General features: G+C 72.8%; 17 protein-coding genes. 11 read left to right on the top strand and 6 right to left on the bottom strand.

What is annotated here, in order from left to right:
* Window positions 1–2: 2 nt before the first annotated feature.
* Window positions 3–1,364 carry a type I glutamate--ammonia ligase gene (glnA, locus tag ACWGH1_RS22220; protein ID WP_190182251.1) on the bottom strand — a complete coding sequence of 454 codons (1,362 nt, stop codon included), beginning with the start codon at window positions 1,362–1,364 and terminating at the stop codon, window positions 3–5.
* A gap of 173 nt (window positions 1,365–1,537) precedes the next feature.
* On the opposite strand from glnA, the gene ACWGH1_RS22215 reads away from it, so the two are divergent.
* The 4 genes from ACWGH1_RS22215 to ACWGH1_RS22200 all read left to right on the top strand — a co-directional run bounded on the left by ACWGH1_RS22215 (window position 1,538) and on the right by ACWGH1_RS22200 (window position 4,110).
* Entirely contained in the window at window positions 1,538–1,984 is a 447-nt protein-coding gene (locus tag ACWGH1_RS22215) for a hypothetical protein (protein WP_453408939.1), read from the top strand.
* Window positions 1,985–2,064: 80 nt separating this feature from the next.
* Window positions 2,065–2,727, top strand: a complete 663-nt coding sequence (locus ACWGH1_RS22210; protein WP_453357449.1) for a DUF3105 domain-containing protein — start codon at window positions 2,065–2,067, stop codon at window positions 2,725–2,727.
* Window positions 2,728–2,750: 23 nt separating this feature from the next.
* The gene (locus ACWGH1_RS22205; protein WP_453357448.1) at window positions 2,751–3,473 is read left to right on the top strand and encodes a DUF305 domain-containing protein; all 723 of its coding nucleotides are present in this window, start codon (window positions 2,751–2,753) and stop codon (window positions 3,471–3,473) included.
* Between the two features lie 217 nt (window positions 3,474–3,690).
* Window positions 3,691–4,110 carry a CBS domain-containing protein gene (locus ACWGH1_RS22200; protein WP_453357447.1) on the top strand — a complete coding sequence of 140 codons (420 nt, stop codon included), beginning with the start codon at window positions 3,691–3,693 and terminating at the stop codon, window positions 4,108–4,110.
* Here the strand turns inward: ACWGH1_RS22200 and ACWGH1_RS22195 are convergent.
* Together ACWGH1_RS22195 and ACWGH1_RS22190 are read right to left on the bottom strand one after the other, a co-directional pair.
* Window positions 4,095–4,979, bottom strand: coding sequence for an alpha/beta fold hydrolase (locus tag ACWGH1_RS22195; RefSeq protein WP_453408949.1), 885 nt, complete (start codon window positions 4,977–4,979; stop codon window positions 4,095–4,097). The genes ACWGH1_RS22200 and ACWGH1_RS22195 overlap by 16 nt on opposite strands.
* Before the next feature lie 5 nt (window positions 4,980–4,984).
* Window positions 4,985–5,698, bottom strand: coding sequence for a DUF998 domain-containing protein (locus ACWGH1_RS22190; RefSeq protein ID WP_453353164.1), 714 nt, complete (start codon window positions 5,696–5,698; stop codon window positions 4,985–4,987).
* A 401-nt stretch (window positions 5,699–6,099) separates the two neighbouring features.
* On the opposite strand from ACWGH1_RS22190, the gene ACWGH1_RS22185 reads away from it, so the two are divergent.
* Window positions 6,100–7,410 carry a hypothetical protein gene (locus tag ACWGH1_RS22185; RefSeq protein WP_453353165.1) on the top strand — a complete coding sequence of 437 codons (1,311 nt, stop codon included), beginning with the start codon at window positions 6,100–6,102 and terminating at the stop codon, window positions 7,408–7,410.
* A gap of 81 nt (window positions 7,411–7,491) precedes the next feature.
* A complete protein-coding gene (locus tag ACWGH1_RS22180) occupies window positions 7,492–9,246 on the top strand; it encodes an NAD+ synthase (RefSeq protein WP_453353166.1) in 1,755 nt (584 codons plus the stop codon).
* Between the two features lie 46 nt (window positions 9,247–9,292).
* On the opposite strand, the gene ACWGH1_RS22175 is transcribed toward ACWGH1_RS22180, so the two are convergent.
* Window positions 9,293–10,324: an endonuclease/exonuclease/phosphatase family protein gene (locus tag ACWGH1_RS22175; protein ID WP_453408938.1), complete on the bottom strand. Its 1,032-nt coding sequence runs from the start codon at window positions 10,322–10,324 to the stop codon at window positions 9,293–9,295.
* 287 nt (window positions 10,325–10,611) lie between these two features.
* Here ACWGH1_RS22175 and panB point away from each other — a divergent pair, with 287 nt between their 5' ends.
* The 3 genes from panB (at window position 10,612) to ACWGH1_RS22160 (ending at window position 13,558) form a co-directional block, all read left to right on the top strand.
* Window positions 10,612–11,493 carry a 3-methyl-2-oxobutanoate hydroxymethyltransferase gene (gene panB / locus ACWGH1_RS22170; protein WP_453353168.1) on the top strand — a complete coding sequence of 294 codons (882 nt, stop codon included), beginning with the start codon at window positions 10,612–10,614 and terminating at the stop codon, window positions 11,491–11,493.
* A 188-nt stretch (window positions 11,494–11,681) separates the two neighbouring features.
* A complete protein-coding gene (locus ACWGH1_RS22165) occupies window positions 11,682–12,707 on the top strand; it encodes an ATP-binding cassette domain-containing protein (protein ID WP_453353169.1) in 1,026 nt (341 codons plus the stop codon).
* The gene (locus ACWGH1_RS22160) at window positions 12,704–13,558 is read left to right on the top strand and encodes an ABC transporter permease (RefSeq protein ID WP_453353170.1); all 855 of its coding nucleotides are present in this window, start codon (window positions 12,704–12,706) and stop codon (window positions 13,556–13,558) included. The genes ACWGH1_RS22165 and ACWGH1_RS22160 overlap by 4 nt, the downstream gene beginning before the upstream one ends.
* Window positions 13,559–13,615: 57 nt before the next feature.
* Here ACWGH1_RS22160 and ACWGH1_RS22155 read toward each other — a convergent pair whose 3' ends face one another.
* Window positions 13,616–16,963, bottom strand: coding sequence for an ATP-binding protein (locus ACWGH1_RS22155; RefSeq protein WP_453408937.1), 3,348 nt, complete (start codon window positions 16,961–16,963; stop codon window positions 13,616–13,618).
* Between the two features lie 66 nt (window positions 16,964–17,029).
* Here ACWGH1_RS22155 and ACWGH1_RS22150 point away from each other — a divergent pair, with 66 nt between their 5' ends.
* Complete coding sequence (locus ACWGH1_RS22150; protein ID WP_453356762.1) at window positions 17,030–17,830, top strand: site-2 protease family protein; 801 nt, start codon at window positions 17,030–17,032, stop codon at window positions 17,828–17,830.
* A 51-nt stretch (window positions 17,831–17,881) separates the two neighbouring features.
* Here the strand turns inward: ACWGH1_RS22150 and ACWGH1_RS22145 are convergent, their stop codons facing one another.
* Window positions 17,882–18,055, bottom strand: a complete 174-nt coding sequence (locus tag ACWGH1_RS22145; RefSeq protein WP_453356761.1) for a hypothetical protein — start codon at window positions 18,053–18,055, stop codon at window positions 17,882–17,884.
* A 223-nt stretch (window positions 18,056–18,278) separates the two neighbouring features.
* Between ACWGH1_RS22145 and ACWGH1_RS22140 the strand changes: the two genes are divergently transcribed.
* On the top strand, window positions 18,279–20,327 hold the full coding sequence (locus ACWGH1_RS22140) for a TerD family protein (RefSeq protein ID WP_453408936.1): 2,049 nt from the start codon (window positions 18,279–18,281) through the stop codon (window positions 20,325–20,327).
* Window positions 20,328–20,331 lie beyond the last annotated feature (4 nt).

Raw genomic sequence — 20,331 nt, 5'->3', positions numbered from 1 at the left:
GGTCACAGCACCGGCATCATCTTGCGGAGCTCGAAGGCGGTGACCTCGGAGCGGTACTCCTCCCACTCCTGCTTCTTGTTGCGCAGGAAGAAGTCGAATACGTGTTCACCTAGGGTTTCGGCGACCAGTTCGCTGCGTTCCATCAGGGAGATGGCCTCGCCCAGGTTCTGGGGCAGGGGTTCGATGCCCATCGCGCGGCGTTCGGCGTCGGAGAGGGCCCAGACGTCGTCGTCCGCGCCGGCCGGGAGTTCGTAGCCCTCCTCGATGCCCTTGAGGCCCGCCGCGAGGAGGACGGCGTACGTCAGGTAGGGGTTCGCGCCGGAGTCGATCGAGCGGACCTCGATGCGGGAGGAGCCGGTCTTGCCCGGCTTGTACATCGGGACCCGGATCAGGGCGGAGCGGTTGTTGTGGCCCCAGCAGATGTACGACGGGGCCTCGCCGCCCGAGCCGGCGGTGCGGGACGAGCCGCCCCAGATCCGCTTGTACGAGTTGACCCACTGGTTGGTCACGGCGGCGGTCTCCGCGGCGTGCCTGAGCAGGCCCGCGATGAAGGAACGGCCGACCTTCGAGAGCTGGTACTCGGCGCCCGACTCGTAGAACGCGTTGCGGTCGCCCTCGAAGAGGGAGAGGTGGGTGTGCATGCCCGAGCCCGGGTACTCCGAGAACGGCTTCGGCATGAAGGTGGCCTGGACGCCCTGCTCCAGCGCGACCTGCTTCATGACCAGGCGGAAGGTCATGATGTTGTCGGCCGTGGACAGCGCGTCGGCGTAGCGCAGGTCGATCTCCTGCTGGCCGGGGGCGCCCTCGTGGTGGCTGAACTCGACCGAGATGCCCATGGATTCGAGCATGGTGATCGCCTGGCGGCGGAAGTCCATGCCGACGTTCTGCGGGGTGTGGTCGAAGTAGCCGGAATTGTCCGCGGGCACGGGGCGGGTGCCGTCCAGCGGCTTGTCCTTGAGCAGGAAGAACTCGATCTCCGGGTGGGTGTAGAAGGTGAAGCCCAGGTCGGAGGTCTTGTTGAGGATGCGCTTGAGGACGTAGCGGGGGTCCGCGTACGACGGGGAGCCGTCCGGCATCAGGATGTCGCAGAACATCCGGGCGGTCCCGGGGGCCTCGGCGCGCCACGGCAGTATCTGGAAGGTGCCCGGATCGGGTTTGGCGATCATGTCGGACTCGTACACCCGCGCGAAGCCCTCGATCGCGGAGCCGTCGAATCCGATGCCCTCGTCGAAGGCCTGCTCCAGTTCCGCGGGCGCGACCGCGACGGACTTCAGGAAGCCCAGTACGTCGGTGAACCACAGGCGCACGAAGCGGATGTCGCGCTCCTCGAGCGTCCGGAGGACGAATTCCTGCTGCTTGTCCATGCTTTCATCCTCGCAGTTCAGACGGCGTGTGCACCACCGCCCCCCGGAGGGGGAGCACAGTCGGGCCGGTCCAGTATCGCCACCCGTGGTTTCCGCCACATTACGCACCCCTGAAAGCTCGTGGCACCCCCGCACTGACCCCGGGCCGGTCATGAGCATTACCATCTGCGGCCATGGGGGGCTGGAAGCACACGGAGCTCGGGGGCCACACCGGTCCCCCGCCCCGGCGTGCCGCCCGGTCGGCCGCGCTGACGGTCCTGGCCGCCGCGCTCGCCTTCGGGGTGCTGCTGTGGGGTGCCGCGTTCCCCTGTGCGGGGAGCCTGGGGACCCACGGGCCCGGGACGGCCGTCACACAGGCGCACGGCCCGGCGCACGACCTGGCGCGCGGACCAGCGCGGGGACCGGCGCACGCCGACTGCGTGGCCCCGCACGAGCTTCCCGGCTGTGCGCCCCGGTCCGAGGCGCCCCCCGCCGTACTGCCCGTCCCGCCCTCGGCCCTCGCCGCGCCGGGGCCCGTGGTGGCGGCGCTCGCGCGCCCCGCGTACACCGGTCCGGTCCGGGCGCCGGGGGCGCAGGCGCGCGCCCCCGACCTGCACGCCCTCCAGGTACTGCGGACCTGACGCCGCCGGGCGCCGCCCCCGGTGTGCGCCCCTGTAGCGGAACCGCCTTCCACCCCCCTCAGCAGAAGGAAACAGGGCACATGGCCAGCAAGTCCGGCAAGACCACCCCCGACAGCACCGCCCGGCAGGCCCGCATAGCCGAGATGCGCCGCGCCGAGAAAGCACGCGACCGGCGTAACAAGATCATCGCGATCACCGCCTCGACCGCGGTCGTCGCCGCCCTCATCGGCTTCGGCTCATGGATGCTGATCAGCCAGAAGCAGAAGGAGAAGGACGCCGCCGAGGCCCGCAAGGCGCCCGTGAACGGCGAGCAGAGCTGGGACGCCAAGACGCTGGGCCGCAACCACGTCGAGACGCCCGTCAGCTACCCGATGAACCCGCCGGTCGGCGGTGACCACAGCCCCCGCTGGATGAACTGCAACGGCGACGTCTACCCGAACCCGCTGCCCGAGGTGAACGCGGTGCACTCGCTGGAGCACGGCGCGGTCTGGGTGACGTACAACGAGAAGGCCGCCAAGGCCGATGTGGACACCCTGGCCGAAAAGGTCCGCAAGACCCCGTACACGCTGATGAGCCCGGACAAGACGCAGGCCGGGGCGATCATGCTCAGCGCCTGGGGCAAGCAGCTGACCGTGGGCAACGCGGCCGACCCCCGGGTGGCGGAGTTCTTCACCAAGTACGTGCAGGGTCCGCAGACCCCCGAGCCGGGCGCGGCCTGCACCAACGGGCTGGCCGGGAAGTGACCCGGCCGCAGGGGTGGCGCGGTGTGTCCCGTACGTACTGGGGCGCGGGCGCGGCGGTCGTCGTCGCCGCACTGTTCGCGGTCGGGGCCACGGTCGCCGCCGCGAACGGCGGCGACGGGGAGGGCGGTTCGGCCGCCGCCTCCCGGGCGCCGGCGCTCTACTCGGCGGACGCGGGCTTCGCCCGGGACATGGCGGTGCACCACCAGCAGGCCGTGGAGATGTCCTTCGTCGTGCGGGACCGCACCAAGGACGAGGCGGTCCGCAGCCTCGCCTACGACATCGCCAACACCCAGGCCAACCAGCGGGGCATGCTGCTGGGCTGGCTCGACCTGTGGGGGCTGCCGAAGGTGGTGGCGGACGAACCGCCGATGTCCTGGATGGGCAGCGGGGACGGACCCGACATGCCGGGCCATGACATGGCCGGTCACGACATGGGCGGCCACGACATGGGCGGCCACGACATGGGGGGCGCCACCACCAAGCCCGGCGCGCTGATGCCCGGCATGGCCACGAAGGAGGAGCTGGAGCGGCTGGGCTCCGTCGAGGGCCGGGAGGCGGAGGTGCTCTACCTCCAGCTGATGACCGACCACCACAAGGGCGGCGTCGCGATGGCCCAGGGCTGCGCGAGCCGGTGCGCGACTCCGGCGGAGCGGAAGCTGGCCGAGGGGATGGTGGCGGCACAGCGCTCGGAGCTGGCCTTGATGGCCGACATGCTGAAACAGCGCGGGGCCGCGCCGCGCGAGTGAGGGGTGACGCCCGTACGGTGGTGGGAGGCGCCCTCGGCCGATGCCCCGTGGGGCGGGCCGTTCCAGCCTCCCACCTGGCCTTTCGTCCGGCCCCTCACCCGTACGGGCGTACCCCTTTCGGGTGGGGTCGCGTAGTCCGTCCGGCCGGACGGCGACGGGGGCGCCGGGACGGGTGCGTCCGCGCCCGCCCGTACGGCGCGCTCAGGAGGTAGACGCGATGACGACCGCCGCAGACATCATGCACCCCGGGGCCCAGTGGATCCCGGCCGCCGAAACCCTGGACCGGGCCGCGCAGCTGATGGCCCGGCTCAACGTGGGCGCCCTGCCCGTCAGCGACGAGAACGAACGCCTCTGCGGCATCATCACGGACCGCGACATCGTGGTGTCGTGCGTGGCCAAGGGGCACGACCCGTCGGTGGTCACCTGCGGTGACCTCTGTCAGGGGACGCCGCGCTGGATCGACGCCGGAGCGGACGTCTCCGACGTGCTGGACGAGATGGAGAGCCATCAGATCAAGCGGCTCCCGGTGATCCAGGACAAGAGGCTGGTCGGCATGATCAGCGAGGCGGACCTGGCCCAGAACCTCTCGGAGGAGCAGATCGCCGGCTTCGTCGAGAAGGTCTACGCCCGGCGCTGACCGGCGGGACCGGTCCACGGCGCTCGCAGGACCGCCCGTGCCACCTGGCGCGGGCGGTCCAGCATGACCAGGTGCCCGGCCGGCTCCGCGACCTCGAACATGGCCCCGAGCCGGTCCGCGAGCGCGGCCTGCCGGGCCCGCCAGCGCAGGGCCCCGCGCCCGCCCGCCGGGTCGTACGCTGACAGGACCGTGACGGGGGCGGCCGTCGGGTGGGTGGCCCGCAGCGCGAGCAGTTCGGTGGCCACATCGGGGTAGCTGACGTACTCCAGCAGGGCCCCGCGCCAGACCCGGGTGGTGCGGTAGCAGCTGCGTACGAGGTCACGTGCCGCCGGGTCGCCCGCGCCGCGGGCCCGCCCCGCCCGCACCCCGGCCCGGCGCACCGCCGGACCCAGTGCCGCCGGGATCCCGGCGGCGCATCCGGCGCGGCCGAGCAGGCGGGCGGCGCCGGTGCGCAGGGCCGCGCCCCGGGCCGCAGGGGGGAACTCCTCGATGCTGGAGTCGACCAGGACGAGGGCTGCGGTGCGGCCGGGGTGGAGGCGGGCGAAGGCCTCGGCGTGGAACCCCGCGAGGGAGTGCCCGACGACGGTGACGGGCCCGGCGGCGCCGGGCGGGCCCAGCGCGTCCAGCAGTCCGGCGATCCGGTGCGCCTCCCCCGCGGCGCTCGGCGGCGCCACGGCCGGGCCGCTGAGCCCGTGTCCGGGCCGGTCGAAGCGGACGACGGTCCGGCCGGCGGCCACGAGCAGCCGGGCGACGGGTTCCCAGTCGAACCAGGCCATCGCCAGCCCGGCGCTGAGCACGACGACGGGGCCGCTCCCCTCGACGACGGCGTGCAGCGCGACCCCGTCACCCCCGGCCGGGCGCAGGAACAGCCCGGTCACGTCCGCCGCTCCCGGTGCACGGAGTACGCCAGCAGCCCCAGCCAGGAGGCGACCAGCAGCACTTGGAGCCGCTGCCCGGCACCCAGCGCCCACGTCCCGCGCCCGGCGGTGAACAGGGCGATGGCCGACAGCGTCCAGCAGGTGGCGAGGAGTTCCAGCCCGACGAGCGCGGGCCCGTACCGGGCGAGCGGGCCGAGGCGGCGGTAGCGGCGGGCGGCGACGGTGAGGGCCACCATCGCGGTGAGCGCCCCGGCCATGGCGAGGCCGCTGCTGACGGCGTGGGCCTGATGGGTGGCCGGCACCAGCCCGGCGGTCTCCCGGGACGCGCACTCGGGGTCCACGGTCGGCGCGCAGCTCAGCGGTAGCCAGGCGTCGGTGGCGGTGGCGGCGCCGAACAGGGTGACACCGGCCCAGCCGACGACCGCCCAGGGACGCCGTGCGTCGGGGTGGCGGACGAGCCGGAGCAGGGCGAGCAGTCCGCCGCAGAGGACGAGCAGTCCGGCGGTGAAGTCGGTGGCCCGGAAGAGGCCGCCGAGGGGCTGGTCCCGGGCGGCGAGTTCGCTGACGTAGGTCTCGACGGGATCGAGGCCGGTGGACAGCACGACTTCGAGCACCCAGGCGGTGTAGGCGGCGGCGCCGAGGCCGACGAGCGCGGCGACGGACCGGACGCCGGGCCAGGCGCGGCGCGGGGGCGGGCCGTTGGGCGACATGGTGCGGTCATCCTAGTGCGGTGACCGGGAAGGTCCGCCGGGTTGCGGTTCCCCCGGCTACCACCGGGAGGTGCCCCCAGGTGCGGTGCACCGCAAGGCGGAAGGCCGCGGCCCGTACTGGACGTACTCGCGCGGCCCGACAACGCTGGGGGCACCTCCCGGCGGTAGCCGGGGGCCGAGGTGCCGTGCCGGGCGCCGCGACTGGGGGACCCCCAGCGGTAGCCGGGGGAGGGCCTTTCCGGTCACAGTGGGCGGGGCCGGGCCGGTTCCGGGGGAGCGGACCTGTCGGGGCGGGGGCCGAAGCGGTTGGAGGGGCTCTGGGGGCGTGGCAGGGTAGGTGATCACCGCGTCGGCCGCCGACGCGGGGCACCGCCACCGCCGTTCCGAAGGACGCCCCAGGTATGACTACGCCCCCGAACCCGCCGAGCAGCAGCCCGAGCGACCCGCCGACGGAGCCTTCGGGGACCCCGGTACCGGAGGAGTCCGCCCGGCCGGCCGACCCGCTGTCGCTGGCCAAGACCCCGCAGGACGCGCCCGCGCCCGCGGACGCCGCCCCGCAGCCCGCGCCCGCGCACCCCATACCCCAGGACGCGGCCCCGCCCACCGAGCCCCTCTCCCTGGCCAAGACCCCCCGGCCCGCGCCCGAGAACGCCGTCCCGCAGCCCGCGCCCGCGCCCGAGGACACCGCCCCGCAGGGCGCGCCGGTCCCGCAGGGCGCGCCGGTCCCGCAGGGCGCGCCGGTCCCGCAGGGCGCGCCCGCTCAGCCCCCGCCCGCCGCCTCGCAGTTCGCACCGCTCACCCCGCCGCCCACCGCGCCGCAGGCGCCGCCGTCCGGGGCCGCGCCCTACGGCTACCCGGGGCAGCCCGGCCCCGCCGCCAACCCCTTCGCCCCGCCCGGGTTCCCGGGTCAGCCCGGCTACCCGGGTTACCCGGGTTACCCCGCTGCTCCCCGGCCGCCCGCCAACCACCTGGCCATCGCCGCCCTCGTCCTCGGCCTCACCGCCATCTCCTTCGGCATCATCCCGTTCGCCTTCTGGATCGGTGCCCTCCTCGGCTGCACCGGCCTCGGCATCGGCATCGCCGCCATGGTCAGCGCCTCCCGCGGCGCGCCGCGCAAGACGATGTCCCTGATCGCCACGATCCTCTGCGTCCTCGGCCTGTTCGCCTCGGCCGGCGGCTACTTCATCACCATGGCCCTCATCCACAAGGCCTCGGACCACGTGGAGCGCCGGCTGGACCACGACTGGAAGCTGCCGACCGACCCGGACGACACGTACGGCCCGGACGAGACCACCGCCCCCGACCCGGACTCCGGCCGCGGCTTCGACTCCCCCGTCCCCTTCGGCAGCACCGTCAGCTACGCCAACGGCGTCCGCGTGACCCTGTCCGCGCCGAAGAAGTACGTCACGAAGAGCGAGTACATCGAGGTCGGCAACGCGGTGCGGATCGAGATCAGGATCACCAACAGCTCCGATCAGCCCGTCAACGTCATCTACGCGATCCCCTCCGTCCACGACGAGCACGGCGGGCGCGGCAAGCTCGTCTTCGACGGCGACACACCGAAGATGATCACCGGCACCATCGCACCGGGCGCCACCGCCACCGGATCGGCCGCCTACGAGGTCCCCGAGGGCACCACGAGCCTCACCGCGGACGTCTCCCCCGTGATCCCGGCCCCCGCCGCCCGGTTCAGCGGCCCCATCGGTCAGTAGCCGGCCTCGCGGTGGGCCCCGTTCAGGCCTCAGAGGCGCGCGCCCAGGACATCGCGTCAGTAAGACGATTAGAGTGGGTCCGTGCCTCAACTACGCCTCGCTCTGAATCAGATCGACTCCCACGTCGGCGACATCGCCGCCAACGCCGACTCGGTCGTCCACTGGACCCGGCACTCCGCCGAGCAGGGCGCCCACCTGGTGGCGTTCCCGGAGATGATGCTGACCGGGTACCCCGTCGAGGACCTCGCCCTGCGCGGCTCCTTCGTCGAGGCCTCCCGCGAAGCGCTGCGCGGCCTCGCGCGGCGCCTCGCGGACGAGGGTCTGGGCGAGCTGCCCGTCATCGTGGGGTACCTGGACCGCGCCGAACGGGCCGCGCAGCGACTGGGCCTGCCGCCCGGTTCGCCGGAGAACGCGGCGGCCGTACTGCACCGCGGGCAGGTGGTGCTGCGCTTCGCCAAGCACCACCTGCCCAATTACGGCGTCTTCGACGAGTTCCGGTACTTCGTGCCGGGCGACACCCAGCCGGTGATCCGGGTGCGCGGCATCGACGTGGCGCTGGCCATCTGCGAGGACCTGTGGCAGGAGGGCGGCCGCGTCCCGGCGACCCGCTCCGCGGGGGCCGGTCTGCTGGTGTCGGTCAACGCCTCGCCCTACGAGCGCAACAAGGACGACCTGCGCCTGGAGCTGGTCCAGAAGCGTGCCCAGGAGGCCGGCTGCACGCTGGCGTACCTGGCGATGATCGGCGGCCAGGACGAGCTGGTCTTCGACGGGGACTCGATCGTGGTGGACGGCGACGGCGCGGTCATCGCGCGCGCCCCGCAGTTCTCGGAGGGCTGCGTCCTGGTCGACCTCGACCTGCCCGCCGCCCGGCCGGACGCCCCGGAGGGCGTGGTCGAGGACGGCCTGCGCATCCACCGGGTGGTCCTGTCCGAGGAGCCGGCGGAGCCGTACGAGCCGGTCGTGGCGGGCGGCTACGCCGACCGCCTGGACGACGACGAGGAGATCTACGACGCGCTGGTGGTGGGCCTGCGCGCGTACGTCAAGAAGAACGGTTTCCGTTCCGTGCTGATCGGGCTGTCCGGCGGCATCGACTCCGCGCTCGTCGCCGCCATCGCCTGCGACGCCATCGGCGCGCAGAACGTGTACGGCGTCTCGATGCCCTCGAAGTACTCCTCGGACCACTCCAGGGGCGACGCGGCCGAGCTGGCGCGGCGCACCGGCCTGAACTTCCGTACGGTGTCGATCGAGCCGATGTTCGACGCGTACATGGGGTCGCTGGGCCTGACCGGCCTGGCCGAGGAGAACCTCCAGTCCCGGCTGCGCGGCACCATGCTGATGGCGCTCTCCAACCAGGAGGGCCACATCGTGCTGGCCCCGGGCAACAAGTCGGAACTGGCCGTCGGCTATTCGACCCTCTACGGGGACTCCGTGGGCGCCTACGGCCCGATCAAGGACGTCTACAAGACGGTGGTCTTCCGCCTCGCGGAGTACCGCAACCGGGCCGCCGCCGAGCGCGGCGAGACCCCGCCGATCCCGGAGAACTCGATCGTGAAGCCGCCGAGCGCCGAGCTGCGCCCGGGCCAGGTGGACACGGACTCGCTGCCGGACTACCCGGTGCTCGACGCGATCCTGGAGCTGTACGTGGACCGCGACCGCGGGATCGGGGAGATCGTCGCGGCCGGTTACGACCGCGAGCTGGTCGCCAGGATTTTGCGGATGGTGGACACGGCCGAGTACAAGCGCCGCCAGTACCCGCCGGGCACCAAGATCTCCGCGAAGGGCTTCGGCAAGGACCGCCGGCTGCCCATCACGAACGGCTGGCGCGAACACGCGTAGGGCGAGCGGTTCCCGCGCCGGGGCCCGGCGCGGGTACCGGACGGGGCTACGGGGCCATCTCGACCCGCGCCGCGACGGGCAGGTGGTCGCTGCCGGTGCGCGGCAGGGTCCAGGAGGCCTTCGGCGTGACGCCCCGCACCAGGATCTGGTCGATCCTGGCCATGGGGAACCCGGCCGGCCAGGTGAACCCGAAGCCGTCGCCCGCCGCGCCCTGCGTGGAGCGCATCTGCGAGGTGATCTCCGACAGGGACCGGTCGTTCACGGTGCCGTTGAGGTCGCCGAGCAGCGCGACCCGCTTGAGCGGCTCGGCGGCGAGGGCGGCGCCCAGCGCGCCGGCGCTGTTGTCGCGCTGGTTCGCGGTGAACCCGGCGTTCAGCTTGACCCGGACGGACGGCAGGTGGGCGACGAAGGCGGCCAGGTCCCCGTGCGGCGTCTTCACGGTGACGCGCATCGCGCGCGTCCAGCCCATCTTGATGTCGACGGGCCGGCTGGAGGTGAGCGGGTACTTGCTCCAGACTCCGACCGTTCCCTCGACGGCGTGGTACTTGTACGTCGGCTCCAGGGCCTTCTCGTAGGCCGGGACGGCGCCCGCCTTGAGCTCGGTCAGGGCCAGCACGTCCGCCCCGGCCTCGGCGACCGATTCGGCGGTGCCGCGCGGGTCCGGGTTGGCGGCGTCCACGTTGTGGGTGGCGACCGTCAGGTTGCCGCCGGTTCCGGACTTGTCGGTGACCAGGCCGCCGAAGAGGTTCACCCAGACGGCGGCGGTCAGCGCTATCGAGAGCAGCGCGGTCGCCGACTTCCGGACCAGGGCCGCGACCAGCAGCAGCGGGACGGCCAGGCCCAGCCAGGGCAGGAAGGTCTCGGTGAGGCTGCCGAGGTTGCCGACGTCGTTCGGCAGCTCCGCATGGAAGATCATCACCAGCGAGACCAGCGCGGCCAGGGCCGCCGTCACGATCCCGCGCCGCCAGATGCCGCGGTCCTTGCGCCATTCGGCGATTCGGCGCCGCAGACCGGATCCGGAGGGCCCCGGCTCCGAGCCGCCGCCGTTCCCCGTCTCCGTCATGTACGCCTGTGCCATGTGACTGCCCTCGCTGCCGTGCTTGCGCTCCGTCCCCGCCCCTTGACCCTAGGCGATCGACGCAGCCATCCGTGCCGTCCGTTCCGGCCGTACGACCGGGAGGACGAACAGCTGTCCGCCCAGGGTTCCGGTTGTCACGAAACGCGCACATTCGATCCGGCGCGAGTGGAGTGCGGCCTGGATCGGACCGGGAGTGTGACGGACCGGTCATCGCACCACTTCCGCCCCGGGCCCGGAGGGTGCCACCATGGTGGGTGAGTCCGGGGACGTCGTCAGGACGCCTCGAGATGACACAAGGAGCAGCAGCAATGACGCATGCCGTTTCGCCTGCCCGCGAAGCTTCCGGCCCCACCCTGTACGGGGGCACGGCCACCCGCCGCATCACCATCCGCGACCTGGCCCTGGCCAAGGAGCGCGGGGAGAAGTGGCCCATGCTGACGGCGTACGACGCGATGACCGCGTCGGTGTTCGACGAGGCCGGCATCCCGGTCATCCTCGTCGGCGACTCGATGGGCAACTGCCACCTGGGCTACGAGACCACCGTCCCCGTGACGATGGACGAGATGACCCTGCTCTCGGCGGCCGTCGTACGGGGCACCCGCCGTGCCCTGGTCGTCGGCGACCTGCCGTTCGGTTCGTACCAGGAAGGCGCCGTGCAGGCGCTGCGGAGCGCGACCCGGCTGGTCAAGGAGGCGGGTGTCGCCGCGGTCAAGCTGGAGGGCGGCGAGCGTTCGCTGGCCCAGACCGAGCTCATCGTGCAGTCCGGCATCCCGGTCATGTCCCACCTGGGTCTGACCCCGCAGTCCGTGAACGCCATGGGCTACCGGGTGCAGGGCCGCGGCGACGAGGCCGCGCACCAGCTGCTGCGCGACGCGAAGGCGGCACAGGACGCGGGCGCGTTCGCCGTGGTGCTGGAGCTGGTCCCGGCCGAGCTGGCCGCCGAGGTCACCCGGTCGCTGCACATCCCGACGGTCGGCATCGGCGCGGGCTCGGAGTGCGACGCCCAAGTACTGGTGTGGACCGACATGATGGGCCTGACCGGCGGGAAGATGCCGAAGTTCGTCAAGCAGTACGCGAACCTCCGCCAGACCATGGGCGACGCGGCGAAGGCCTTCGCCGAGGACGTGATCGGCGGATCGTTCCCGCAGCCGGAACACGCCTTCCACTGAGGCCCGCTCTCGGGGACGCGTCCTCCCGAGGCCTTCTGACAGTCCGTCGGCCACCGTGCCGGCGGGCTGTCGGCGTTCCGGGCGGGCTGCCGGGGCCGCCGCCGGTGGGCCCGCGGTTCCGGCCCGTCGGTCCGCTGTCGGTCCGCTGTCGGTCCGCTGTCGGCGGTTTGTCAGTGGGGGGTGGTCCCATGGTGGACATGACGCGAAACGACAAGAATCCCCTGAACGGCTCGCACGCCGTAGAGGTACGGGGGCTGGTCAAGCACTACGGCGAGACCAAGGCCCTCGACGGAGTGGACCTCGATGTGCGCGAGGGAACCGTCCTCGGGGTCCTCGGGCCCAACGGCGCCGGCAAGACCACCCTGGTCCGCATCCTGTCCACCCTGATCGCCCCGGACGCCGGGACGGCGACGGTCGCCGGTTTCGACGTGGTCCGCCAGCCGCGGCAACTCCGCCGCACCATAGGCCTGACCGGCCAGTACGCCTCGGTCGACGAGAAGCTCTCCGGCTGGGAGAACCTCTACATGATCGGCCGGCTGCTGGACCTGCCCCGCAAGGAGGCCCGGACCCGCGCCGACGAGCTGCTGGAGCGGTTCTCGCTCACCGAGGCCGCCAAGAAGGCCGCCATGAACTACTCCGGCGGCATGCGCCGCCGGCTCGACCTGGCCGCGTCGATGATCGGCCGCCCGGCCGTCCTGTACTTGGACGAGCCGACCACCGGCCTCGACCCCCGGACCCGTAACGAGGTGTGGGACGAGGTGCAGCGGATGGTCGCGGAGGGCGCGACCGTCCTGCTGACCACCCAGTACATGGAGGAGGCCGAGCAGCTCGCCGACGAGCTGACGGTCATCGACCGGGGCAAGGTCATCGCCAACGGCAAGGTCGACGAGCTGAAGGCCCGGGTCGGCGGCCGCACCCTGCGGATCCGGCCCGTCTCCTCCGCCGACCTGCCGGGCATGGCCCGGGCGTTGGCCGAGGCCGGGCTGGACGGGGCGGCCGGCTCCCAGGCCGTGCCCGACGAGGGCGTGCTGCTGGTGCCGATCCTGAGCGACGAGCAGCTGACCGCGGTGGTCGGGCTGCTGGCCGCCCGGGGCTACGCAATAGCCGACCTCGGCACCTACCTCCCCAGCCTCGACGAGGTGTTCCTTTCCATCACCGGCCAGAAGCCCTCTTCGGAGGCCTCCGCCCAGCAGACCGAGGAGGTCGCGGCATGAGCACCGTCACCACGTCCAAGCCCACTCCCCCCGTGGCCGCTCCGGCCGCTCCGGCCGCGGGACCGGCCGGCGAGGGCCGGATCGGCCTGCGGGCCAACCTGCGGCACATCGGCGCCCTGGTTCGCCGCAACACCCTGCAGATCAAGCAGGACCCCGAGTCGATGTTCGACGTCGTGTTCATGCCGATCATCTTCACCCTGCTGTTCGTGTTCGTCTTCGGCGGCGCCATCTCCGGCAAGGGCCAGCAGGAGGCGTACGTCAACTACGTGGTCCCGGGCCTGATGGCGATGATGGGCATGAACATCGCCATGGGCGTCGGCACGGGGGTGAACGACGACTTCAAGAAGGGCGTGATGGACCGCTTCCGGTCCATGCCCATCGCGCGGTCCTCCGTGCTGATAGCCAAGATCGTGGTCGAACTCGGCCGCATGATGGTCGCCATCGCGATCCTGCTCGGCGTCGGCTTCATGCTGGGCCTGTCGATCAAGACCTCGGTGCTGGACCTGCTCCTGTCCATCGGGCTGTCCGCCGTGTTCGGCGCCTCCTTGATGTGGATCTTCATTCTGCTCGGTCTGACCATGAAGACCGCACAGGCCGTACAGGGCATGGCCATGCTGGTCCTGATGCCGCTCCAGTTCGGCAGCTCGATCTTCGCCCCGCCGTCGACCATGCCTGGGTGGCTGCAGACCTTCACCGACTACAACCCGCTGTCCAACCTGGCCGACGCCGCCCGCGGCCTGATCAACGGCGGCGCGGTCGCCCACCCGGTCTGGGTGACCCTGGCCTGGTCCGTGGCCATCACGCTCGTCACCATGCCGCTCGCGGTGCGCAAGTTCCGCCAGAAGACCTGATCCGGGATCCGGTCCGTTCGGATCGCGTCCCGGACGGACCCCGTACGGGGGGCCGGGTCAGCAGAGGGCGGTGGCCTCCTCCAGGGAGAGGCCGCCGCCTTCGGCGTACGCCGCCTCGAAGCCGGCGTCGCCCAGCACCGCCCGTGCCCGTTCCTCGGCGTGGGCGGCGTCGGTGCGTTCGATGGAGACCGGCATGTGCCCGGGCGGCAGCAGGGCCCGGTAGGCCCCGATCAGCCGGGCCGCGTCGTACGCGTGCCCGGGGCCGCCCAGACCGGTGAGGGAGACGGCGGCCGTGATCAGGAACACGGCCGGGATCTGGGGCGCGACCATCCTCGCGAGCGGGTCCTCGGCGGCGCCCATGGCCTGCCGGGTCAGCTCCAGCGACTCGCGGTACCTGCCCTCCTGGTTGTCGAGCCAGGCCCGGGTCGCGAGCAGCAGGCAGTCGAAGATCGCGAACGCGCCGGTGGAGAACTCCTCGCGCAGCGCGCGGAGCTGGGCACGGGCCTGGGGGATGCGTCCGGTGCGGCCGTAGATGCCCGCGAGGAACATCCGGGCGGCCGGCATGGCTTCGTTGTTGAGCTGGTGGACGTACCCGATGACCTCGTCGAGGATCCTCTCGGCCTCCTCCATCTGGCCGTTCTCGACCAGGGACCCGGCCCGCCGCACCCGCAGGACGGTCACCTGCGCCTCGGCGCCGAGGCGTTCGGCGTAGTCGATGGCGGCCCGGAAGTCCTCGGCGGCCAAGGCGTACTCACCGCGCTTCTCAAGGGATTCGGCGCGGGCCGACAGGGCCTCGGCGCAGCCCCAGGCGTCGCCGAGCTCCCGGAAGACGGCCAGGCTCTCCTCCGCTGCGCGGGCGGCGTCGCCGCTCCAGTCGGCCCGGTTGGCGAGGATGTTGGCGCGCAGCTGGAGGGCGGACGCGTACGCCCAGCGGTCGTCCAGCTCGCGGGAGGTGTCGACGGCGGCGTCCAGGATGGTCCGGAGCAGGTCGGCGTCCCCGTTGATCACGACGGCGTAAAGGTAGATCCAGAGGGCGCCGGGGACCTGGCAGGTCTGCGGGAGGCCGGGGCGGTAGACCCGCACGATGGCCTCGACCTGGGACCGGACCTCGGGGCTGCTCCAGTCACCGCTGGCCTGGTCGCGGGAGGCCAGGCACAGCATCCGCACCCCGCGCCAGGCTTCGGTGAGCAGTTCGCCGGTGTAGGGCGGCGGGGAGTCGAGGATCCGCTCCCAAACGGGCTCGGCGGGGACGGCCGGCGGGGCGAACGGGTCGGGGCCGAGGGCGGCGGCGAGACCGGACCAGTGACGGCTCTCGGCGCGCAGGTCGTGCATGTGCCAGTACCAGATGAGGGAGTGCACCAGGCACAGCACCTCGCCCGCGTCCTTGACGGCGACGGCCCGGCGCAGGGCGGTACGGATGTTCTCGTACTCGGTGGCCAGCCGCTCGCCGGCCTCCCGCTGGCCATGGCCGCGGAGCACCGGCTCGGTGGTGCGGGCGAGTTCGCGGTAGTGGGTGAGGTGGCGGCGCTCGGTGGCCTCGCGGTCGCCGGGGATCTCGGCGAGGCGCTCGGCCGCGTACTCGGCGACGGTCTCCAGCAGCCGGTAGCGCATGTCGCCGCCGGGGCCGGGGGCGGCGACGACGAGGGACTTGTCCACGAGGGAGCCGAGGCAGAAGAGCACGTCGGCACCGTCCCGCACGGCCGGCCCCGCGCCCGGGGCGGCCCCGTCCGGATCCCCGCCATCGGAACAGACGGCTTCGGCGGCGGCCAGGTCGCAGCCGCCCGCGAAGACGGACAGCCGCCCCAGCACGGCCCGTTCGGAGGCGTCGAGGAGGTCCCAGGACCAGTCCACGACGGCGCGCAGGGTCTGCTGGCGGGGCAGCACGGTACGGGAACCGCTGGTCAGCAGCCGGAACCGGTCGTCGAGCCGGTCGGCGATCTGCCGCGCGGTCAGCAACCGCAGGCGGGCGGCGGCGAGTTCGATGGCGAGCGGCAGTCCGTCGAGGCGGCGGCAGATCTCGGCGGCGGCGTCCGGATCGTCCTCGACGCGGAACCCGGGGCGGGCGGCGGCGCCCCGGTCGGCGAGGAGCCGCAGCGCGACCGGGTCGGGCAGCGGTTCCACCGGGCGCAGGGTCTCCCCGGGCACCCCGAGGGGTTCGCGGCTGGTGGCCAGGATGCGTACGCCGGGGCAGCGGGCGAGGAGTTCCTCGGCGAGGCCGGCGGCGGCCTCCACGACGTGCTCGCAGTTGTCCAGGAGCAGCAGGAGCCGCCGCCGCGCGCAGTGGTCGACGAGCCGTTCGAGCGGGTCGTCGTTCCGGTCGGTCAGTGCCCGCAGCTCCTCGGCGGCGGCGCCGCGCAGCTTCGTCTCACGGGCCCCGAGCGCGGTGAGGACCACCTCGGGTACGTCCTCGGGGTCGTCCACGGGTGCCAGCTCGACCAGCCACACCCCGTCGGGCCAGCCGTCGGCGGGCCGCGCTTCGGCGGCCTCCTGCGACAGCCGCGTCTTGCCCGCCCCGCCCGGGCCGAGCAGCGTGACGAGGCGGGCTCGGGCGAGGTCGTCGCCGATGGCCCGGATGTCCTCCTCCCGGCCGACGAAGGTGGTGAGCCGGGACCGCAGGTTGCCCCGGAGCGGCGGCGGTCCGGGCGCGGCGCCAGCGGCGGCCGTAGCGGCGGGGCCGGGCGCGGGCGGCGCCTCCACCGGGGTCAGGAGCTCGGCGTGCAGGGCGCGCAGGGCGGGCCCCGGGTCGGTGCCCAGCCGGTCGGCGAGGTCCCGGCGGACCTCGTCGTAGGCGGCCAGCGCCTCCGCCGGCCGGCCCGCGTCGCGCAGGGCGCGGATCCGCAGCGCCTGCGACGGCTCGTCCAGGGGCTGTTCGGCGCACAGTGCGCCCAGCTCGGGCAGGACCCGCTCCGCCTGCCCGAGCGCGAGGGCCGCCGCCAGCCGGCCCCGGCGCGCGTCGGTCCGTACGGCCTCCCAGCGCGCGGACTCGGCCGCGGGGCCGGGCAGGCAGGCCAGCGCCGGTCCGCGCCACAGCGCGAGGGCCTCGTCGTACAGGGCGGCGGCCCGGGCCGGGTCCGGCTCCGCCGCGGCGGCGCCGGCCAGCCGCTCGAAGCGGTACAGGTCGACGTCGTCCCGGTCGGCGGCCAGCAGGTAGCCGCCCGCGGCGGACCGCACGGCCTCGTGTCCGAGCGCCCGCCGCAGCCGTGCCACGAGCGCCTGGAGGGCGGCGACCGCGTCGGCGGGCGGGTCGCCGTCCCAGACCTGGTCGACGAGCAGGTCCGCCGGCACCGTGCGGCCGGGCCGCAGCGCCAGCGCGGTCAGGAGGGCGCGCAGGCGCGCTCCGCCGACGGCGGCGGGGGTCCCGTCGTCGCGAACTGCCTGGGCGGTGCCGAGAATCGCGTAACGCACCGGCCCATTGTCGCTGCCCGGGCCCCCGGCCCCGACTGATTTCCGGGCCGGGATAGGTTTCGCCGCATGAGTCACCAGGGGAGCCGCGCCGAGCGGCAGATCAGTTCCGTGTTTCTGGGCATCGTCGCCGTCATGGCGATCACGGGCTGGGCCGTGTGGACCGGCTACGCGACGAGCGCCGGACTCGCCGTGTTCCTCTTCGTGACCTCGGCGTGGGTGGTCTCCCTGTGCCTGCACGAGTACGCGCACGCCCGTACCGCCCTGCACGGCGGGGACATCACGGTGGGCGCCAAGGGCTACCTGACGCTGAACCCGCTGAAGTACACGCACGCGCTGCTCAGCATCGTGCTGCCGGTGCTCTTCGTGATCCTGGGCGGTCTGGGTCTGCCCGGTGGCGCGGTGTACATCGAGCGGGACCGGATCCGCGGCCGCTGGAAGCACAGCCTCGTCTCGGCGGCGGGCCCGCTCACGAACGTGCTGTTCGCGGTCGTGTGCACGGCGCCGTTCTGGCTGCACGCGCTCGACGGCGTCCCGTTCGTCTTCCGCTTCGCGCTCGCGTTCCTCGCGCTGCTCCAGGTGTCCGCGGCGATCTTGAACTTCCTGCCGGTGCCGGGCCTGGACGGCTACGGGGTCATCGAGCCCTGGCTGTCCCAGCGGGTGCGCCGCGAGGTCGCACCGCTGGCGCCGTTCGCCCTGATCGGCGTGTTCGCGCTGCTGTGGATCCCCCAGGTGAACGGGTTCTTCTTCGACCGGGTCGACGACGTCCTCGGCGCGCTGGGCGTGTCCGACCTGGAGACGTACTGCGGACACGCCCTGTACCGCTTCTGGGAAGAGACGGACGGCTACTGCCAGATCCCGTCGCGTTAGCGCCGGCCACATCAAGATCAGGCAATCCCGCCGGAAGCGCCAGCGGGCAGGTCAGACCCGCTTCTCCGCCTTGGCCTTGCGCAGGTAGTACCAGGCCATGTTGGAGGTGAGCCCGGCAAGCAGGACCCAGACGATCCCGAGGAAGCTGCCCTCCACGAAGGCGACCACGGCCGCGGCCACGGACAGCAGGCAGACGACAACGGCGAACACGGCAAGGCGGGGCATGCGGCAGAGCTCCTCGGCGGCACAGAAGGGGTCGAGCCCTTCCAGTGTCCCCCATCCCCGCCCGCCCGCCGGACGGCCACCGTCACGGCGGGGCGGCGGGGCGGCGGGGCGGCGGGGTGCATCCTGCGCATTTTCCTCTTCAGCTGATCGTTCGCCCGACGCCCCGTTACGGTTCGCCGGTGGCTGCGTCCACAGGGGCGGATCCGGAGAACGGGGGAAAGGCATGCAGGAGATCTCCAAGGGAGCGAACGTCAGTCTGACGGCTCTCAGCGAGGACGCCGGGGCGGTCGTCGTGAGTCTGGGCTGGACCAGTGCTTCGGGAGCCGGGGACGCGGACGTCTCCGTTCTGCTGCTGGACGCGAACGGCAAGATCCGCAGCGAGCACGACTTCTACTTCTACAACCACCCCGCCGCGGCCGACGGCAGCGTGCAACTACTCGGGAAGACGCCGACCGAGAACGGCGACGAGGACCGCATCAGCCTGGACCTGACCGCGGTACCCGAGGACGTGGCACGGATCGTCGTGGCCGCCAGCCAGTACGGCGGCGCGCGCTTCGGGGACCTCGACGATCTGCGGATGACGGTCTCGGACCGGTCGGGCGAGACCCTGGTCGGGTTCTCCATCGACGACGCGAGCGTCGAAACGGCGTTCGTCTTCGGGGAGCTGTACCGGCGCGGCGAAGAGTGGAAGTTCCGAGCCGTGGGTCAGGGATACGAGACCGGCCTGGCCGGTCTCGCCACCGACTTCGGCATCGTCGTGCTCGAAGACACCGGGGAGGCCGAAGGCACACGGGAGACCGGCGGCACCCGGGATGCCGAGGAGGCTCCCGGAGCCAAGGCCCTCGGCGTGCCCTCGGCAGGCAAGGAAGCGGAAGCACCGCAGGCCCCGGGGGGCGCGGCGGGTCCGGAAGGCCCCCTGGCGGAAGCCGGCACGCCCGTCCCCCCGCAGCGGTCCCGGGCGCCGCGCACCACCAGGAAGAAGGTCACGCTCCCCCAGGTGACCCAGAGTTCGCTCGCCGAGAACGACGCTTGGCAGCCGGCGCGCCTGTTCCCCGTTCCGTCACTCAGGAGCGACCGCGAACGGGAGGTCCGCGCCACCTCCGTGCTGCTGTCCGTGATGGCCCAGGTGCCCGAACTGGGACGTCGCCTCACCGCCGCGTTCGGCGCCCCGGCGGGCCGCATGCAGACCTTCACCGAGGTGTCCCTCCCCCACGGCGACACTCCGCGCCGGCCGGACGGTGTGATCCGGGTGGAACGTGCGGGGAAGCTGTGGACGGCCCTGGTCGAGACGAAGACCAACGGGAACCGGCTCAAGCCCGAGCAGGTGCAGCAGTACGTGGACATCGCCGCCCGCCGCGGCTACGAGGCCGTGATCACCCTCTCCAACGACGTGGCCCTGGAGGGCTCCGCCGTGGTCGACGTCAAGATGGACGGACGGCGCAAGCACAAGGTCGGGCTCTGGCACCTCTCCTGGGCGGAGGTAGCCCACCAGGCCCAGATGCTCATCCGTCACGAGGGAGTGGGCAACGCGGCGCACGCCTGGCTCGTCCAGGAGTTCCTGCAATACCTCCAGCACGAGAACTCCGGCTGTCACGGCTTCCAGAACATGGGGCCCTCCTGGGTGGCGGTGCGCAACGGCATCGAGGACGAGACCCTGTGTGTCGGCGACACCCGGGCCGTGGACGTCGTGGAGAGCTGGGAGCGGCTCATCCGCCAGACGTGCCTGCGCCTCGGCGGGGAGCTGGGGCAGAAGGCGCTGCCGGTACAGCGGACCCGGCGCGGCAGCGACGCCACGGCGCGGCGTCTCGCAGCGGCCGAGGGATTGTGCGTGGACGGCCGGCTGTCTGCGGAGTTCCGGATCGACGGGACCAACCGGGTCGTGGCGGTCACGGCCGACCTCCGGACGGCCAAGATCCGCACCTCCGTGGAAGTCCCGCCGCCCGCGGGCTCGTATCCCCTGGCCATGGTGAAGAAACTGCTGCGGACGCTGGCCGAAGCCCCGGCGGACCTACACGTGGAAACTCTGCTGGAGGGCGGGAACGGGCCGCGCGGCACGTTGGAACGGCTGCGCCCGGAACCGGGCGATCTGCTGCCCAAGGGCGGAACGCCGCCCACCGGATTCCGGCTGTCCCTCGTCAAGGGAATGGGCAACTCCCGGGGCAACACGGATTCCGGCTTCATCCGCAGCGTCGATGACGCCGTGGACCGCTTCTACCACGCGGTCGTCGTCCGACTCGGCGCGCTCGAAGGGCGTACGGACCGGCGCGGCTGACTGG

This window comes from Streptomyces sp. NPDC054883 (assembly GCF_053610645.1).
Note: the sequence above shows the minus strand (reverse complement) of the source record. Positions and strands in the feature narration are given on the sequence as shown.

Excerpts from the sequence above, each read along its gene's own strand:
- ACWGH1_RS22160 (WP_453353170.1), top strand. The coding sequence starts at position 12,704 with ATGAGCACCGTCACCACGTCCAAGCCCACTCCCCCCGTGGCCGCTCCG.
- ACWGH1_RS22145 (WP_453356761.1), bottom strand. The coding sequence starts at position 18,055 with ATGCCCCGCCTTGCCGTGTTCGCCGTTGTCGTCTGCCTGCTGTCCGTG.
- ACWGH1_RS22140 (WP_453408936.1), top strand. The coding sequence starts at position 18,279 with ATGCAGGAGATCTCCAAGGGAGCGAACGTCAGTCTGACGGCTCTCAGC.
- glnA (WP_190182251.1), bottom strand. The coding sequence starts at position 1,364 with ATGGACAAGCAGCAGGAATTCGTCCTCCGGACGCTCGAGGAGCGCGAC.
- ACWGH1_RS22150 (WP_453356762.1), top strand. The coding sequence starts at position 17,030 with ATGAGTCACCAGGGGAGCCGCGCCGAGCGGCAGATCAGTTCCGTGTTT.
- ACWGH1_RS22185 (WP_453353165.1), top strand. The coding sequence starts at position 6,100 with ATGACTACGCCCCCGAACCCGCCGAGCAGCAGCCCGAGCGACCCGCCG.
- ACWGH1_RS22200 (WP_453357447.1), top strand. The coding sequence starts at position 3,691 with ATGACGACCGCCGCAGACATCATGCACCCCGGGGCCCAGTGGATCCCG.
- ACWGH1_RS22210 (WP_453357449.1), top strand. The coding sequence starts at position 2,065 with ATGGCCAGCAAGTCCGGCAAGACCACCCCCGACAGCACCGCCCGGCAG.
- panB (WP_453353168.1), top strand. The coding sequence starts at position 10,612 with ATGACACAAGGAGCAGCAGCAATGACGCATGCCGTTTCGCCTGCCCGC.
- ACWGH1_RS22165 (WP_453353169.1), top strand. The coding sequence starts at position 11,682 with ATGGTGGACATGACGCGAAACGACAAGAATCCCCTGAACGGCTCGCAC.
- ACWGH1_RS22190 (WP_453353164.1), bottom strand. The coding sequence starts at position 5,698 with ATGTCGCCCAACGGCCCGCCCCCGCGCCGCGCCTGGCCCGGCGTCCGG.
- ACWGH1_RS22215 (WP_453408939.1), top strand. The coding sequence starts at position 1,538 with ATGGGGGGCTGGAAGCACACGGAGCTCGGGGGCCACACCGGTCCCCCG.
- ACWGH1_RS22175 (WP_453408938.1), bottom strand. The coding sequence starts at position 10,324 with ATGGCACAGGCGTACATGACGGAGACGGGGAACGGCGGCGGCTCGGAG.